Here is a 17,770-nt window from a genome sequence, read left to right on the forward strand (position 1 = left end):
TGACCTCAAGCTTTAGAGCTCATCCTCACGAATCATTTGCTGATCTTTTTCTTGATCGACCTCTTCTAACGCTGGCGCTTCGCTTTCTAACCCAAGGGGAATACGCGGAGCGTCAGACCACAAACGATCAAGAGCATAGAAAGCACGGTCTTCTTCATGCTGAACATGAATCACGATATCTTCAAAATCTAGAAGAACCCAACGCCCACCAGAACGGCCTTCACGCCGAGTGGGCTTCATGTCCATCTTTTCACGAAGGTCATCTTCCACCGCATCAACAATGGCGTTCACAAGGCGCTCATTATGCGCAGAAACAACAAGGAACCCATCAATAAGGCCCATTCTCTCGGCAGTATCTACAGCAAAGAGGTTTGTCCCTTGTTTGTCCTCAGCAGCTTGAGCCGCAATTTTCAATGCTTCGACGGATCGAGGGGAAGCAGTCATCGTGTCCTTTCATGACACTTCATATCCACTAAAACCGAGGATACGAATCATCTAAGAATAAAAATTATTGAAAGAATACAAACCATACAGCAATAACAGCCACAAGAACAAGAGCCAGCACAATAAAGAGCCAAATCTTAGAAGAAGACTCTACTTCGCTCTCTGCATTCTCAGGTGCTGAATAATCCATATTCTCGGAATCTTCTACATTTACTGGCGAGGAAGCGTCATGATGATATTCCGCACTTGAAGCAGCAAGCTGTTCACGAATACTCAATGTCTCTTGCTCTACAACAGAACTCTGAGTAAGAGCTTCTTGCCCTTTAGCTGTTTTCTGAGCGATAGAGGCAACGTCGTCAGCAAAGTTTGTTGCTTCAGAGGAAGTATCTTTCCTTGCGGCAGGAAGGACTCCCACAAAACTTTCCTCTTCCTCAGACTCTACAGTATCTTCTAGAGTCAAGGCTGTTTCTTTAGCTCCAGCAGAATCTGCGGAAGCTTCCTGCGCAGAAGACGAAAGAGTACCTTCCCACGGAATAGAAGTATTAGAATCTTCTGTCTGCTGCACAAGAGAATCCTCTTCCCCAGCAGAAGAGACATCTTCTGACAGATGATAGTCACAAGATTCTAAATCTAAGCCGTGTGCATCTACCGCTGCCACCGGCTTGGGCAGGATTGGCTCTTCACGGTATTCTTCTGCTTCATCTTCAGATGTTGATTCAGATAAAGCGTCTGAAAGAGAAGGCTCGTCAGCATCCGCCACTACCGCATCAGTTGTTTTGGAGTCATCAAAATCTTCTACGCTGACGAGTTCATCATCAAAAGAATAGTCACTTGCAGAAACAGCATGCGTAGAAGCATCAGGGGTATCTTCTTGCTCGCCTTCTGATGGCAAGGAAGAAACCTCTTCACCGGGAGTAGCTGCTATCACGCCAACATCTGCACGCGTATCATTCTCGCCAGTGAACTGTTCGCCGTTTAAATCATCATGAGCGCGAATGTCACCTTGTTCAGCTAACGCAGAAAAGCGTTGTTGAACAGACAAAGCCTCATCACTAATCGATGTTTCAGGTGAGCTAACCTTGGTAGCTGGCATGTATGCAACAGGTTCTTCAGGCAATTCAGTTCCGTCGCGTAAAGCACGCAAATATGCTGCGGCATCAATGCGATAACGCGCAAGACGACGTGGCCCCATAGGGCGAGTAGGAGGCGGAACCTCAATTCCGTCTTCGGTCACAAAGGATTCGAAGAGGTAAGAGTCCTCGACTGAATCTTTCTGTTCCTCAGCGTTATGTTCTGTCACTGATTCCCCTCAAACTATTAGCATCAAATAGATAATATTCTTTTGAAGATTTTACCAACTACTATAGTGCAGCACGATCTTTATCTCATTATATGTTCATAAGAAAAGAACAGCTGCTACTTCTGTGTTGGTGTCTTGTTTATTCTCTTGCGCAATACTGAACAGTAAAAGATACCAACATTTTAGAAAACCTATGGTGAAGACCAATTCTCTGCACGATAACGCATGAGCAGAATTCTTTTACGGTTCTAACGTATTCTTTTCATCCAAAGATTTTCCATCATATAGATGATGTTTATCGATATATCGCACAACACCATCAGGAACCAGATACCAAATAGGTGCTTGCGCCATCGCCCTATCCCTAATATCCGTTGAAGAAATGGCCAATGCAGGAACTTCCATCAACGCATAGTTTTGTTGATCAACCTTTGGTTTTTCTAGCTCATGACCAGGACGGGTCACCCCCACAAAATACGCAAGATCCCATAACTTATCTGCGTCTTTCCACGTCAAAAGTTGGTTCATAGCATCAGCACCAGTGATAAAGAACAAATCACAATCAGGACGTTGTGCTCGTAGCTCCGTCAACGTATCAATCGTATACGTTGGGCCAGCTCTATCTATATCAATCCGACTCACCGTAAACATAGGGTTAGAGGCAGTCGCAATCACCGTCATTAAATAGCGGTCTTCGGGAGGAGTTACCGTCCGCTGCTTACTTTTCTGAAGAGGTAACCCCGTCGGAACGAAAGTGACTTCATCTAAATCTAAACGAGCAGCAACCTCACTAGCTGCCACCAAGTGACCATGATGAATGGGATCAAAAGTGCCACCCATAACCCCCAGCCGAGTACGGCCGGGGACACGAAAATGCATATTTTTTGGGGCTGGTTGACCAGCATTTTCCTGCTGCACAGGACTCCTTGAAATGAAAGCTATGCTTCATCAGCTCGAAAGCTACACCAAGTTATAGCTCATGAGCCAAAGACGCAAAGACTAGTGACCATGCTTTGCGTGATAATCAGCAAGTGCTTCAACTTCATCGCTACCAATATGGTTAGGAGCATGTTCAGGACGAACAAGACCACGACCACTAAAAGAAATGCAAATAAAGAACATTACGGTAAAGGCAATCACAGCTAATGCTAGATACACATAGGTTGGGATGCCATATACAAGATGTTCAGCGTGTTCGCCGTGTTCACTCGCTAAAATTAGTGCCTCACGCATATTCGAAGTTCCTTCCATCAAAGTATTATTGTGCGGTGCAGGCTCAAAGCCCACTCATATGCTACCTGTTATCTCACTCTTAATGTGAGATAACACCAATGAGAAAATAGAATCTTAGCAATTATGCGCTCTGCGAAGACACTCTTATACGACAAAGAAAGCCCAGAAAATTAGCTATTTTTTTTCTTAGCATCAACAGATTCTGTCCAAACCCCCGCTGCTCTTTCAGCCTCAAGCTCTGCACGAGCAGCAGCCTTAGCGTCCATACGTTCTTTGTACTCAGCTCGTTTCTCAGCACGGGTTGGACGAACAATTTCTTCAAGACGCACATCGGTTCCACGAGGAGAGGTCAGAAGTTCTGCACCGCCAACCATCGTAGGTTCCCAGTCAAAGATAACAGAATCGTTTGATTCTCCAATCACAACAGCATCTCCAGCGCGAGCACCCTGTTTGAAGAGTTCTTCCTCAATACCCAGACGAGCAAAACGATCAGCAAGGTAGCCGACAGCTTCATCATTATTAAAGTCTGTCTGTAAAATCCATTTTTCAGGTTTCTTACCAATCACACGGAACAATGGCTCAAGGTTTCGTTCTTCGCGACGAATTATGAATTCTTGCTGTTTACGATGGCGGAATCCTTTAGGACGAATCACCGCGATATCTTCACCAGCTTGTTCTTTTTCTGCAGCTCTTTGATCTCTATCTTCTTGAACAATTTTTGCCATCGCAAAAGTCAGTTGACGTAGCCCCTCATGCGAGGCAGTAGAAATCTCAAATACTTCGTAGCCGCGCTCTTCAAATTCAGGACGAACAAAATCAGCCAATTCACGTGCTTCAGGCACATCAATTTTATTCAATACAACGATTTGAGGGCGTTCGTGCAAAGGAACTGTCACACCAGCGGTCGGATCAACTTCGTAGTTTTCAAGTTCACCGCGAATAATGTCAAAGTCAGAGATAGGGTCACGGCCCGGCTCTAAAGTGGCGCAGTCGATAACGTGAACAAGAGCAGAAGAACGTTCAACATGGCGCAGGAAACGATGTCCTAACCCTTTACCGTCCGAAGCACCTTCAATGAGGCCAGGAACGTCCGCTACCGTATAGCGAACGTCACCAGCTTGTACTACACCGAGGTTAGGAATAAGGGTGGTAAAAGGGTAATCAGCAATTTTAGGGCGAGCAGCAGAGATAGCTGCAATCAGCGAAGATTTACCCGCTGATGGAAAACCGACAAGGGCAATATCTGCAATTGATTTGAGTTCGAGAACGATGTCGCGTTCTTCACCGGGGATACCCAATAAAGCAAATCCTGGTGCTTTACGCTTTGCTGACGCTAAGGCAGCGTTCCCTAGTCCGCCTTGTCCCCCGCGGGCAGCAATAAATTCATCGCCAACGTGCAATAAGTCCGCAAGAACGTTGCCATCTTTATCTTTGACGACGGTTCCTTCAGGTACTGATAGTACGAGATTTTCCCCGTTAAACCCATGGTGCATATCGCCTCGTCCAATATCTCCATGAGGGGCACGCTGGTGTGGAGTATGGTGATATTCCAATAGAGTAGTGGACTGCCCGTCAACGGTGAGAATAACGTCTCCGCCGTTACCGCCGTTACCGCCGTTAGGCCCACCCAGTGGTTTGAACTTCTCGCGACGAACAGATACGCAACCGTTGCCACCATGGCCACCAGATACATGTAGTACAACGCGGTCAACAAATTCTGCCACGAAAAATTCTCCTTGTTTCGTTGAGACACTATTTCTCGTATATTTCGCCTATTGACAATAGTGTCTTGATATTTAACGCTATACCTCTGAAGGTTAACAGCTTACTATATGCAAAAGAGGGCAAACACAAGGTGTGCATGCCCTCTTCTATTCATTCTGTAATAGCTAAGATTACTCAGCTACTTCGAGAATGTTGACAACTTTACGGCCCTTACGGGTACCGAACTCAACCTGACCTGCTGCCAAAGCAAACAGAGTATCATCTCCGCCACGGCCAACATTGTTGCCGGGGTGGAAATGGGTGCCGCGCTGGCGGACGATAATCTCGCCTGCGTTGACGGTCTGACCGCCATAGCGCTTAACACCGAGGTACTGGGGGTTAGAGTCACGGCCGTTGCGGGTGGAGCTTGCGCCCTTCTTATGTGCCATCTGTGCCTACCTTAGGTAAAAGATTATGTGAAAATCCGGGACGTTGGGAACTTACGCGTTAATCGCAGTGATTTTAACGGTAGTAAGTTCTGCGCGGAAGCCCTGACGCTTCTTATAACCGGTCTTATTCTTGTACTTCTGAATAACGATTTTAGGACCGCGGAGGTCTTCAATCTTTTCAGCAGTTACCTTGGCGGAAGCCAGGGTCTTTGCATCTGCAGTGACCTTGTCCCCATCTACCAGCAGCAGTACAGGTAGCTCAATGGTGCTACCGGGCTCGCCAGCGACGCGGTCAAGGGTAACGAGGTCTCCTACGGAAACCTTTTCCTGGCGGCCGCCAGCGCGGACAATCGCGTATGCCACTTGGGAACTCACTTCTCTCGACGTCTTTATATTGAACAATTTTTCGAAAGAGCGCAGATCCTGGTACCAAAACATGTAGTGCAACAAGACTCTGAGAAGATTTCTCGTTGAATCTTGAGCTTTCTAAGGATTCGCGCTCATCGAGCATATCTAGTAGTTTCCTACCAGTGGTATCTCCCTCAGGTTCGAACGTGTAAAACGAACTTAAGAAGCACCGAAAGACAAGACTACGACAACTACCCCCGCAAGGGCAAGTGACACGCCGAAATTGGTTCTTCAAAGAAACGCAGCTCTAGCCAACAAGCCCTCAAAAACGCGTTTTTCATGCAGATAAGCTCGTAATCTGGCACTATTCTAGCTATTTTGTTGACGAACTTCACAGCCTGCTGAGCTGATGTCTGAAACTCCTCCGAAGAGTACGCTTCAAGCCATTCCCCGTAGGGGTGCTTTCCCTCATACTCCTGATAAGCAGTATATAAGTTTTTCCCAATCTCAGCGTATAACCAATAGCACGGCAGAACAGCAGCCGCACCAACACCATAACTTTCACCAGTACGCGCTAGAAGAAAATCGGTATAAGCCTCTGTCGTCGCACTTGGGATACCCGTAACATACGCAGAATCACTAAAACGGCTCACCCAGCGACGATGCAATTCAGATTCAACTTCAACAGCCTCCACCGCCCCATGAGCAAAGAACATCCGTGATTCAGTATCTGGCGCAGCGATACCAACCTGACCTAACGCCCGAGAATATTCCTTAAGATATAAACCATCTTGGTCTAAATAATAAATAAAAGCGTCCTGAGATAAAGACCCATTACCAAGACCTTCAACAAAAGGACAGCTGTTAACCTGTTCTCTGATAGAGGTACTTAACTCCCATACATATTCAGAAAAGCTCTCACGCACCCGAACCATATCGACCTCCTGTGCATGCAGAAGGTACCTATCAAGGTCGCTTAGTCGCGCACTTTGTTCAGAGATTACAGAATGAACATGATAAAAATGGTCAATCGGCCCGTTGCCGCCACCAACATCAAGTTTTTCACCATTTTTAATAGCCCCAGTAATCCACCGCTTGACGCGTTCCAAGGCCGTTTGCCAACATCCTGTACGCGCAAGCTCGGTAGCCAAAGCAGCAGAGAAAGAACAACCAGTACCGTGTGTCGTGCGAACCTGCACACGTTCAGAGGATCCGACCCATACTGGTTCACTATGACCTGGCATCATCAGCGCATCAGAAGTCCACTCCCCTGAACAATGGCCACCTTTAACAAGAACTGCAACCTCATGACGATCAGCTAGGCGCTGCCCCTGAGAACATAGCACTTCCCATTGCTCCGTAGCGTCTTCACCTAAAAGGACAGCCATCTCATGTGCATTAGGAGTGATGACATCAGCATAAGAAAATAATGAAGAAAGCTCTGATACGGATTCTTCTTCTGCTAGAGAATCTCCACTTGTAGCTACCATGACAGGATCTAATACCACAATAGGAGGACGATATTTCTGTAACCATGAACGAACCGCAGTAATAACCTCAGAAGTTCCCAACATGCCAATCTTGACAGCATCGATATCAATATCAGCACTAATTGCTTCTAACTGTTCGGATAGAAACTGTGCAGGAGGGAAAAAGGCCTGTTGCACACCACGAGTATTTTGAGCAGTCAACGCAGTAATAGCGCTCATACCATACCCGCCATGGGCTGCAATAGATTTTAAATCGGCTTGGATACCCGCCCCACCGCCAGAATCAGAACCGGCAATGGTAAGCACCCGTGGATACTCACATTTTTGGGTAGAAAGACTATGTGATGTTAAAGTGTCGCCCATAGAATCGACATCCCTTCGCTTGTACTAACAAGAGCAGGTTCTGCGGGTTTTTCTCAGCTCTCAACAGAGAGCACCCCGTGTCCTGATATTCACGCACCTATAGTAAAAGTGCTTAAACCTAGCCTAGAAAAAATAGCTTCTACCAGCTAGAGTTTTCAGCGAAGACAACGATTATGACTCTTCTTTACAAGCAGATAAAACAAAGGTGGTGCGCTCCATCTGAAGCACACCACCTCTTTAGCGTTTTAAAACGATAGGATTATTGTCCCTCACGCTTAATCTGGTCAGCTGAAACACCAACACCAAGCATTACCGTATGCTCTTCGTGCGATGAAGTCGTTGAAACTTCGATGACAGAAGCAACAACACTTTTAGCTGCATGCCCTTCTGAGAGTTCTTGACGCGTAACCGCAGAACCTACACCAGCACTTACCGCACGACGAGAACGACGCTTCTTGCGAGGTGCTGGCATATTCTCAGCAGATTGTTCAGAAACTTTGCCCTCTTGAGCAGTTCCTTCCTCAACAGACTGTTGGCGACCAGGTTGGGCAACACCAGTGACTCGAGGCTCCTGAACCTCTTGTGATTTAGCCCCCGTAGATACACTTACTGCCACCGATGCTCCAGCAGAAGATACCGGTGCAGAAGCACGACGAGAACGACGACGCTTCACCGGAGCATCGTCTTTCTGAGCAGAGTCTTGCTCTTCTTTACGTTGCACGTCTCGTCCAGCTTTTTGTGCCGCACGAGCTCGCGCCTCCCCCGCCTGAATGGCAGCTAAACGCTCTGAGTTTTGAGTAAAACGGGAAGAAACGTCTTCATCATTGTCAGACTCATTGATATCAGTGGAATTAGGCTGTTGTCCCTCTTTAGAGTCAAAGATTTGTTCCAAAGACTCCAAGGTGAAGGAGGAATCTTCCGGTGAAGACTCCTGTTCTTCTACATGATCATGCGCATGAGGAAGTTCAACGACTTCCCCACCGATAGTCAGCACCAACTCTGATGAGTCCTCTAACGGTTCGGTATTCTTCGTATCCTCATCACGGCGTGAGGCTTTACGACGTTTCCGTTTACGATGATTCTTAGGTTCGAAGGATTCTTCAGAAGAGTCATTTTCATGTGTTGCAGCAGCAATAGAAGCAACTGCGGCGCGACGAGACTCTTCACGATGTTCCTGTTCAAGGTTGGACTCTTCTGCAGGAGTCTCAACATGAGATTCGCGGATACGCGCAGACTTCTGATGACGAGCACGGCGACGATCTTCACGATCGGTACGTTCATAACGATGAATATAGTCTGATGCGCCGCCGGAGCGTCCTTTAAGAGGTTGGTCATGAACAAGTAGTCCGCGTCCAGAGCAGTGTTCGCAAGCTTCTGAGAACACTTCAAGTAGCCCAGTTCCCATACGTTTACGTGTCATCTGTACCAGACCCAAAGATGTTACTTCAGCAACTTGGTGTTTGGTGCGGTCACGGCCAAGGCACTCTACCAGACGACGCAAAACCAATTCGCGATTTGATTCTAGAACCATGTCGATGAAGTCAATGACGATGATTCCGCCGATATCACGCAAACGTAGCTGACGAACAATCTCTTCAGCTGCTTCAAGGTTATTTTTCGTAACGGTTTCTTCGAGGTTTCCGCCAGAGCCGATGAACTTTCCGGTGTTAACGTCAACAACCGTCATCGCTTCGGTCCGGTCGATGACCAAAGAACCGCCAGAAGGCAAGAAAACTTTACGATCGAGAGCTTTATGAAGTTGTTCTTCAATACGGTAGTGCTCAAAAACGTCTTCTTCGTTATCCCAGCGTTGTAGACGGTCTACGAGATCCGGTGCCATATAAGTTAAGTAAGCTTCAATAGAGTCCCACGCAGAGTCTCCTTGAACAACCATGGCACTAAAATCTTCGTTGAAGACATCACGAACGGTCTTAATGGTCAAATCTGGCTCTTGATACAACATCTCAGGAGCCAAGGTTTTGGGCGCTTCAGCAAGGTTCTTAATATCTTCCCATTGAGCACGCAGACGATTAATATCGTGTGTGAGCTCATCTTCAGAAGCTCCTTCAGCAGCAGTGCGCACGATAACGCCGGCACCTTCAGGAAGTTTATCCTTGAGAATTTTCTTAAGACGAGCGCGTTCGGTATCGGGCAGTTTACGGGAAATGCCGGTCATAGAACCGCCAGGAACATATACCAAGAAACGCCCTGGTAACGATACCTGGCTCGTCAAACGAGCGCCCTTATGGCCTACAGGGTCTTTGGTGACCTGTACAAGTACGGAATCACCTGATTTGAGGGCATTTTCGATTTTTCGTGGAGTGCCTTCTAACCCGGAGACATCCCAGTTAACTTCGCCGGCGTAGAGTACTGCATTTCGTCCACGTCCGATGTCGATGAAGGCTGCTTCCATGGAAGGAAGAACATTCTGAACCTTACCAAGGTAGACGTTACCGATGAGAGAATCTTGTTGAGTTTTTGAGACAAAATGCTCTGCTAGTACACCGTCTTCGAGAACACCAATTTGGATTCGGTCATCTTTTTGGCGGACAATCATCTGGCGTTCAACAGATTCACGGCGCGCGAGGAATTCTGCTTCGGTGATACCGCGTTGACGACGTCCTGAATGGCGTGATTCACGGCGACGAATCTTCTTAGCTTCAAGGCGAGTAGAGCCACGGACTCCGGTGACACGGTTGGTGGTGTGTGAGTCTGATAGGCGTGGAGTGCGTACCTTGGTGACGGTGTTTTCAGGATCGCCTTCAGTACCACCTTCAATTTCGATATCTTGCTCTCCACGGCGGCGACGACGCCGCCGCCGCGAAGTAACTTCGTCGTCGTCAAGATTAATTTCTGCGAGTCGACGTTGACGGCGTTCTGCTTCAAGCGCTTCACGGCGAGCTTCACGTTCTGCACGCGTCTTTTCCGCAATTTCTTCAAGATTTGGTGAGAAGAACAGCAGATTTGAGGTTGAAGCTGCAGCAGTAAGGTTTTTGAGTTCTTCTGCGAGAATTTCTTTTTGTGTTTTAGGTTGAGATTTTTCTTCTGGCTCAGCTTCTGTTTCAGAAGAATCTTCTGCTTCAGAATTCTCAAGTTCTGAGGTGTGTTCTTCCTCAGTCTTGGGAGTTTGCGTTTCAGTTTCAGAGGTTTCTTCTGCTACTGGAGTTTCTTCTAAATCCAGTGTTAACGAGTTATCCTCTGACACGGTTTGTGATGATGAGTCCGCTTCGGTTTCATTCACCTCAACATCATTTTTGATGTTTTCACTCATAGTATGTACATTCTCCTGCATAAGGAACTAACCGCATTTAGTTCTTACGCTTCAGGTGAGAAAATCTCACAAAAGCTTATTCTTACTCAGCTCATTTCAAACGTTATAGCAACGCTATTATTCGTTATGTGATACAAGGTCTAGCGTGTCATATCTTCACCTTAGAACACGTCTGAAGGCATATTACAGGTTTTCACGCTATGAGCTGAGCCAGTAGTTTCCCCGAGTCTGTGCGTTGTGCACTGAACTTTTAAGCGTTATGTCTAAAACTGATTAACGCAGTGTCGGTACCACCTACTGGATAGCTACTTCTGTATGCGGGCAGAAGACTACCACTACTCATTCTCTCATATACTTCCTAAAATAAGCGCCCTTAAAGCATTCTTTCGAGAAAAGAAAAGCCAATATCTAGATTCACACAGTAGGATAGTTAACGTTTTGTACCCCCATGTGGAGACTCCCATGACCTATACCTCAGAAGAAAACATGATCGATAACGGCTCTTTAACAATGAACGCCACAGAACAGGCAAATTTTGACCGTAGACTTGCCTTTTTGATGCTGATTGCCGGTACAGCTGCTTTTATATCTTCATGCATGCTTGTTTTCGAACGTCTACAAATTTATATCGACGCTTCACATGTTTCTTCCTGCGATGTTAACGCGCTACTCAATTGCGGCACGGTCATGCGCACACCCTATGCTGAGGCTTTTGGGTTTCCTAATCCATTTATTGGGTTAGTCGGTTATGCCATTGTTCTTACTATTAGCACCGCTATTTTGACAGGTGCCCGTTTTCATCGCTGGTACTGGTTAGCCATGAATATCGGGCATTTATTAGCAACGTTCTTCGTCTTTTGGCTCTGGTATAACACCACGTTCAAAATCAATGCTCTGTGTCTTTTCTGCATGTTTGTGTGGGTTGCCCAAATAATCATGACAGGTAGAGTTACTGCACGAAACGTTATTGCGGGGGTTATACCAGCTCCTTCTCATTTGCGTGAGAGCGTCGCTGGATGGTCTTGGTTTGCTATCATTTTAGTTTTTGTTCTCATCTTCGGAATCATTTTTATCCGATTCTCCGACATTATTCTTGGAATGTTCTAAAACGTTACCAATACCGATAGACAAGAGCGGGTGGGGACAACCAAAATTTTGGTTGTCCCCACCCGCTCGAAGGTTATTAGCACGATACTGGCTTAGGAATTAAACCAGATAGCAATCTCACGCTCAGCAGATGCCACAGAGTCAGAACCATGAATTAAATTCTGTTGCACAGAGGTGCTCCACGCCCGTCCATAATCTCCACGAATCGTTCCGGCAGGGGCACTCACGGGGTTAGACGGTCCCATGATAGTTCGGATAGCTTCTACAACCTCCTCACCTTCAAAAACAGCTGCTACCACAGGACCAGAGAGCATAAACTCTAGAAGCGCCGGATAAAACGGTTTTTCAAGGTGTTCACTATAGTGCTGTGCCAAAAGACTTTCAGTGGGCGTGAGCATTTTCATCTGAGCTAGAGTGTATCCTTTTCGCTCAATACGATGAAGAATCTCACCGACCAGTTGACGTTTAACACCGTCAGGTTTAATCAGAATCAGAGTACGTTCGCTCATGAACGGAACCTTCCTTGTGAAGCAACATCTTGCAACCTAGTGTAACAGGGGTTACAGGTTTTTCTGCTGCTTCTCCCATTCAAGCTGTTCACGTTCACGCTCTTTATTCTCACGGTCAAGACGCTCCCCCGTACGTACCGCATACCAATACGCAGCCGTAAAGCACAACCCGATAAATATCAAAGACGGCAAAGCCACACCAGCAAGAATCAACAAACCTTGCAAAGCCCAACCAAAGGTATAGCCCCACGGTTTACGTAAAAACGCTGGCGCAGCTAAAAATGCGCCAATCAAAGCAAGACCTAGCACCCAGATTATGATTTTATAGATGAGAGGGCTATTAAAATTTAGTCCAAAAATCGCCAACGTCGCAAAGAACGCCACAAAAGCTTCCAGTGTTAGCACCGTAGAAGAAAACATCACTTTAATAGAGCTTGGTTTCTTTACCTGCCCTGGTCGCCACTGGCGTTGAGCCTTTGTCAAACGAACCATTATGATCCTTCCCCATCAGGTAACCATGACGAACGCACCTGACCGATAACGGTAATTGAACCGGTAATAAGAATCGCTGAAGAATGTTCCTCATGCTCTAGACTCTGGTCTACCGCGGCACTCAAAGCATCGTCAAGGCACTCGTATGTCTGCACATCATATTCTGATAGACCAGCGTCAAGAGCCATATCTTTAAGGGTTTCTACGTCAATGGCCCGAGCAGATTCAGATGCGGTGAGGTATAGCTTCGTCTGGAAATCAGCAGAATCAAAGTATTCTTCACGAATCGCTTCAAAAATACCTACTGCGTCTTTTTCTCGTAAAATGCCGATGACAATACCTAAAGAACCGACAGCAAAAGATTCTTTAAAAGCGTGGGCAGAAGCCCGAATACCATGAGGGTTATGAGCTGCATCAAGAATAATCGTTGGAGCAGTTTTAAGAACCTCCAGACGTCCAGGAGAAGTCAACTCCTCCCATCCTTGTCGAATCAGCTCAACGTTAAGAGGCTTTTCAGCTCCTCCCAAAAATGCCTCAACAGCTGCAATAGCTACCGCAGCATTCTGGCTTTGGTGCTCGCCAAAAAGAGGAACGGGAACATCCGTATACGTATCTGCTAATCCACGGATATCTACCATTTGCCCACCAACACCAGGGCGACGAGCAAGAACACCGAATTCTACTCCCTCAAAACGATAGCCAGCAGAAACTTCTTGAGCACGTTCTAAGAGAACCTGAGCAGCTTCGGGGTCTTGCACAGCGCTAATGAGCGTACCTTGTTCTTTGATAATGCCGGCTTTTTCAGCAGCAATATCAGCCAATGTTGACCCCAAAATATCAGTATGGTCATAGGAGATAGGTGTTACGACAGAAACTTGAGCTTGCGCAACATTCGTAGCATCCCAAACCCCACCAATACCTACTTCAAGGACAACCACGTCCACCGGCTCATCAGCAAAAATAGCGAAAGCAAGAATAGTCAACGCCTCAAAATAGGTGATACGAGGTTCACCAGCAGCACCCAACTGGGTGTCAATCATATCCAGATACGGGCGAATTTCTTGCCAGATACGCACAAAAGTTTCATCTGATACCGGACGGCCGTCGATACTAATACGTTCTGTTACTTTGCTCAAATGCGGGCTAGTGTATCGCCCTGTTCGTAAATCATGAGCAATTAACAAACGCTCAATCATCCGAGCTGTCGATGTTTTGCCGTTTGTGCCGGTGATATGAATAACCGGAGCCGCCTGATGAGGCGCACCCAAAATATCTAGGGCGTCCTGAACGGCGTTCAACCTTGGTGCCATCGCATTTTCGGGGGCTCGAGAGAGTAACTCTTGATAAACGTCCTCAACGCCGTAGCTACCTTCATCAGAAGTAGCTACGGCGTTTGAGGTGTTCAACAAGGATTGAGAATCCATGTTTTCTGACAAATTAGGCCTTCTTCACTGTAATAGAAAGTTCTGAAGCGTCCTGATAGTGTACCGAAGTTGCAAGGGTCTCACCAGCAACTAGCTGTTCAAAGCTCTGAATAGCTTGGCGAGTTCTCTCGGGTGCGGCAACAGTTAGCTCGATACGGTCAGAAACTACGAGCTGGGCATCCTTACGAGCCTGCTGAATTGTACGAATCGCATCGCGAGCAATTCCTTCTGCTTCAAGCTCTGGAGTTAACTGAGTGTCGAGAACGAGGAAACCACCACCAGGAAGAACAGACACTGCTTGATGGGACTGCCCAGCCGTTTCATCCACAATAGTTTGCAACTCATACTCATGAGATTCTAGTGCGATAGACCCTCCAGCTACAGTGACTGTTCCGTCCTCTGCAACGGACCAGTCTCCGGTTTTAGCCGCCTTAATCGCTTGTTGCACATTTTTGCCAAGACGAGGCCCAGCTGCACGAGCGTTAACCTTAAGCTGCTGCGAAATACCAAAATCTGTTGGTTTCACATCAGCAGCGTCAAGAAGTCGCACTTCTTTCAGGTTCAGTTCATCAGCAATGATGTTCTCATAGACACCAGATAGTGCTGCACCGTGAGTGACGGCAACAGTCATTGAGCGTAGAGGCTGACGAACACGTAGTTTATGAGTCTTACGGAGGGATGAACCTGCCGAGCAAATCGAACGAGTCGTCTCCATGAGACGAATCAAATCGCTTTCGTCAGTGAATAATTCTGCCTCTGGCCAGTCGGTGAGGTGCACAGAGCGTTCCCCAGTGAGCCCACGGTAAATTTCTTCACTAACAAGTGGCAATAAAGGAGCAGCCGTTTTCACCACAGTGGTTAGTGCCGTGTAGAGCACGTCAAAAGCAACGGTATCTTCTTCAAAGAAACGTTCGCGTGAACGGCGCACATACCAGTTGGTGAGAGTGTCCGTGTAGTGGCGTAACGCTTCAGTTGCACCGCTTACATCATAAGAATCCATCGCCTCGGTGACGGTTGTGATAAGTTCACGAGTTTTACCGAGGATGAAGCGATCCATCACATGTTCAGAGGTATAGCGTAGCTGCGCCTGATATCCGGCACCTTGGTGAGCGGCGTTCGTATATAGAGCAAAGAAGTGGTAGACGTTCCACAACGGAAGCATCACCTGACGTACACCTTCGCGGATGCCTTCTTCTGTCACAATAAGGTTTCCGCCACGCAAAATAGGTGAAGAAACTAGGAACCAGCGCATTGCGTCAGAACCATCACGGTCCAGAACTTCAGAGACATCTGGGTAGTTTCGTAAAGACTTCGACATTTTTTGTCCGTCTGAGCCAAGCACAATGCCATGAGAGATGACATTCGTGAATGCGGGACGGTCAAAAAGCGCTGTAGCGAGAATGTGAAGGGTGTAGAACCAGCCACGGGTCTGACCGATGTACTCTACGATGAAGTCAGCGGGGTTATGGCTGTCAAACCATTCTTTATTTTCAAAGGGATAGTGTACCTGTGCATAAGGCATAGAACCCGAATCGAACCATACGTCAAGGACATCCTCTACACGACGCATCGTTGACTTTCCGGTGGGATCATCGGGGTTGGGACGAGTCAATTCGTCAATGTATGGGCGGTGTAGGTCTGGTTCGCCATTTTTGTTCAGAGGCAGACGTCCAAAGTCAGCTTCGAGTTCAGCTAATGAACCGTACACGTCCATGCGAGGATAATTTGGGTCGTCTGAAACCCACACGGGAATGGGTGAACCCCAGAAACGGTTTCGGGAGATGGACCAGTCACGAGCGTTCTCTACCCATTTTCCGAATTGTCCGTCTTTAACATTTTCAGGAATCCAGTTAATCTGCTGGTTCAGTTCACTCATGCGATCTTTGAAGTCGGTGACTTTGACATACCATGAGGTGATAGCACGGTAGACCAACGGTGTGCGGCAACGCCAGCAGTGGGGGTAGGAGTGCACATAGGATTTTTCACGCAATAAAGTACCTTGCGCTTTGAGCGCGTTGATGATGGTACGGTTCGCCTCAAAAATTTGTACGCCAGCGATTTCGGCAAGATCATTCTGCCCGCTCGGAGTTTTTTCACCAAAGAGAGGTAAGAACTTTGCGCCCTCATCAATAGAGAGGATGACGGGAATGCCGTATTCTTCACAGACTTTTTGGTCATCTTCACCGTAGGCGGGTGCTTGGTGAACAAGGCCGGTACCATCGCTTGTGGTGACGTATTCAGCGACGAGAATTTGCCACGCTTTATAGGTGTTCCATTTTTCGGTATCGGTGAAATAGTCCCATAGTGGCTCGTATCGTAGACCTTCTAAATCACGACCTTGGTAGCGGCTAATAATAGCTTCTTGCGCCTCTTGAGCCTCATTGTAGCCGAGGTCTTTGCTGTAGTTGTTGAGCAAGTCTTCGGCGATAAGGAAACGACGTTCTGAGTAGTTGCCGGCACCAGCGACCACCACATAGGTGATTTCAGGACCAACTGCGAGCGCTTGGTTCGTCGGTAGGGTCCATGGTGTGGTTGTCCATGCCATGGCTTCTACCCCAGCGAGTTCTTGTGCGATGGTAGGGTTCTTCGCTAGTGAGGTGTCGTTGGTAATGGTGAACGCTACGGTGACAGATGGGTCTTGACGGTCTTTGTAGACGTCGTCGTCCATGCGGAGTTCGTGGTTGGATAGCGGTGTTTCGTCTTTCCAGCAATACGGCAGGACGCGGAAGCCTTGGTAGGTGAGGCCTTTGTCGTAGAGTTGTTTGAAGGCCCAAATCACCGATTCCATGTATTCGATGTTGAGGGTTTTGTAGTCGTTTTCGAAGTCTACCCAGCGGGCTTGACGGGTGACGTAGTTTTGCCATTCATTGGTGTATTTGAGCACGGAGCTTCGTGCGGCGTCGTTGAAGCTGTCAATTCCCATGTCGAGAATTTCTTGTTTGTCGGTCATTCCCAACTGTTTCATTGCTTCAAGCTCGGCGGGAAGTCCGTGGGTGTCCCAGCCAAATCTGCGTTCAACTTTGTGGCCTCGTTGGGTTTGGTAGCGGGCTACAAGGTCTTTGACGTATCCGGTGAGCAGGTGTCCGTAGTGTGGTAGTCCGTTGGCGAAGGGAGGTCCGTCGTAGAAGACGAACTCGTTGGAGCCGTTTTCTCCTGCTTCACGGTATTTGACTGATTCGGCGAAGGTTCCGTCGTTCTTCCAGTATTCGAGGATGGATTCTTCAAGTGCGGGAAATGAGGGAGAAGCTTCGACGTTTTGTGCGCCGGATGCGCTAACGCGTGGGTAGATGTTGTTCGTGGTCACGAATGATCCCTTAAGTTTTGTCAGTTTATGGGTCGTGCAAGGACGCCGTTCAAGGTCTCTTGATATGGCGCGGTACCACCTTGCTTACTGATTTTACTTAACGTGCATTGTCTCCCCAACAGTCTACTGTTGGGGAGACAATGCAGTCGAGCGTTTATCAGTCGCTTCGTGACTGCTGTGACGGGCTTACCCGTCCGGTTCTACTAGGGCTGTATCTATTCCGCAGTCTATCCTCGTCGCAACGATATAGTGGTTAGGTGCAGGTACGGCCTGTTCTTCCGGATTGCTCGCCGGTGATGGCCGGGTCTTTGCAACTACCTTAATTTTAGGCA

At 47.5% G+C, this 17,770-nt stretch carries 14 protein-coding genes and 1 riboswitch; of the genes, 1 reads left to right on the forward strand and 13 read right to left on the reverse strand.

The features are described 5' to 3' along the window. Positions 1-12 precede the first annotated feature (12 nt). From rsfS to ACN084_RS03440, 9 genes are all read right to left on the reverse strand, one after another. A complete protein-coding gene (gene rsfS / locus ACN084_RS03400; RefSeq protein WP_419101336.1) occupies positions 13-444 on the reverse strand; it encodes a ribosome silencing factor in 432 nt (143 codons plus the stop codon). Between the two features lie 64 nt (positions 445-508). Then, positions 509-1,744, reverse strand: coding sequence for a hypothetical protein (locus ACN084_RS03405; RefSeq protein ID WP_419105900.1), 1,236 nt, complete (start codon positions 1,742-1,744; stop codon positions 509-511). 240 nt (positions 1,745-1,984) lie between these two features. Then, on the reverse strand, positions 1,985-2,623 hold the full coding sequence (nadD, locus tag ACN084_RS03410) for a nicotinate-nucleotide adenylyltransferase (RefSeq protein WP_419101640.1): 639 nt from the start codon (positions 2,621-2,623) through the stop codon (positions 1,985-1,987). 120 nt (positions 2,624-2,743) lie between these two features. Further along, positions 2,744-2,977, reverse strand: coding sequence for a hypothetical protein (locus tag ACN084_RS03415; RefSeq protein WP_419101338.1), 234 nt, complete (start codon positions 2,975-2,977; stop codon positions 2,744-2,746). A 170-nt stretch (positions 2,978-3,147) separates the two neighbouring features. After that, complete coding sequence (obgE, locus tag ACN084_RS03420) at positions 3,148-4,701, reverse strand: GTPase ObgE (RefSeq protein WP_419101339.1); 1,554 nt, start codon at positions 4,699-4,701, stop codon at positions 3,148-3,150. Positions 4,702-4,872: 171 nt separating this feature from the next. Beyond that, positions 4,873-5,130 (reverse strand): 50S ribosomal protein L27, encoded by a 258-nt coding sequence (rpmA, locus tag ACN084_RS03425; RefSeq protein ID WP_419101340.1) that lies wholly within the window; start codon positions 5,128-5,130, stop codon positions 4,873-4,875. Between the two features lie 51 nt (positions 5,131-5,181). Beyond that, positions 5,182-5,493 carry a 50S ribosomal protein L21 gene (gene rplU, locus ACN084_RS03430; RefSeq protein WP_419101641.1) on the reverse strand — a complete coding sequence of 104 codons (312 nt, stop codon included), beginning with the start codon at positions 5,491-5,493 and terminating at the stop codon, positions 5,182-5,184. 236 nt (positions 5,494-5,729) lie between these two features. After that, on the reverse strand, positions 5,730-7,331 hold the full coding sequence (locus tag ACN084_RS03435; RefSeq protein ID WP_419105901.1) for a bifunctional hydroxymethylpyrimidine kinase/phosphomethylpyrimidine kinase: 1,602 nt from the start codon (positions 7,329-7,331) through the stop codon (positions 5,730-5,732). Next, positions 7,325-7,419: riboswitch (TPP riboswitch) on the reverse strand. Its footprint overlaps the gene before it by 7 nt. A gap of 171 nt (positions 7,420-7,590) precedes the next feature. Continuing rightward, a complete protein-coding gene (locus ACN084_RS03440) occupies positions 7,591-10,602 on the reverse strand; it encodes an Rne/Rng family ribonuclease (protein WP_419105902.1) in 3,012 nt (1,003 codons plus the stop codon). A 462-nt stretch (positions 10,603-11,064) separates the two neighbouring features. Between ACN084_RS03440 and ACN084_RS03445 the strand changes: the two genes are divergently transcribed. Next, entirely contained in the window at positions 11,065-11,709 is a 645-nt protein-coding gene (locus tag ACN084_RS03445) for a vitamin K epoxide reductase family protein (protein WP_419105903.1), read from the forward strand. Positions 11,710-11,801: 92 nt separating this feature from the next. Here the strand turns inward: ACN084_RS03445 and ndk are convergent, their stop codons facing one another. The 4 genes from ndk to ileS are packed head-to-tail and all read right to left on the reverse strand — an operon-like array spanning position 11,802 to position 17,438. Continuing rightward, entirely contained in the window at positions 11,802-12,218 is a 417-nt protein-coding gene (ndk, locus tag ACN084_RS03450) for a nucleoside-diphosphate kinase (protein WP_419105904.1), read from the reverse strand. 51 nt (positions 12,219-12,269) lie between these two features. Then, positions 12,270-12,710 carry a DUF4233 domain-containing protein gene (locus ACN084_RS03455; RefSeq protein WP_419105905.1) on the reverse strand — a complete coding sequence of 147 codons (441 nt, stop codon included), beginning with the start codon at positions 12,708-12,710 and terminating at the stop codon, positions 12,270-12,272. Next, positions 12,710-14,134 (reverse strand): bifunctional folylpolyglutamate synthase/dihydrofolate synthase, encoded by a 1,425-nt coding sequence (locus tag ACN084_RS03460; protein ID WP_419106033.1) that lies wholly within the window; start codon positions 14,132-14,134, stop codon positions 12,710-12,712. Before ACN084_RS03460 ends, ACN084_RS03455 begins: the two co-directional genes overlap by 1 nt. A 13-nt stretch (positions 14,135-14,147) precedes the next feature. Next, positions 14,148-17,438, reverse strand: a complete 3,291-nt coding sequence (gene ileS, locus ACN084_RS03465; RefSeq protein WP_419105906.1) for an isoleucine--tRNA ligase — start codon at positions 17,436-17,438, stop codon at positions 14,148-14,150. Positions 17,439-17,770 lie beyond the last annotated feature (332 nt).

The sequence above is a fragment of the Rothia sp. P7208 genome (genome assembly GCF_048512915.1).
Classification (GTDB): Bacteria; Actinomycetota; Actinomycetes; order Actinomycetales; family Micrococcaceae; genus Rothia.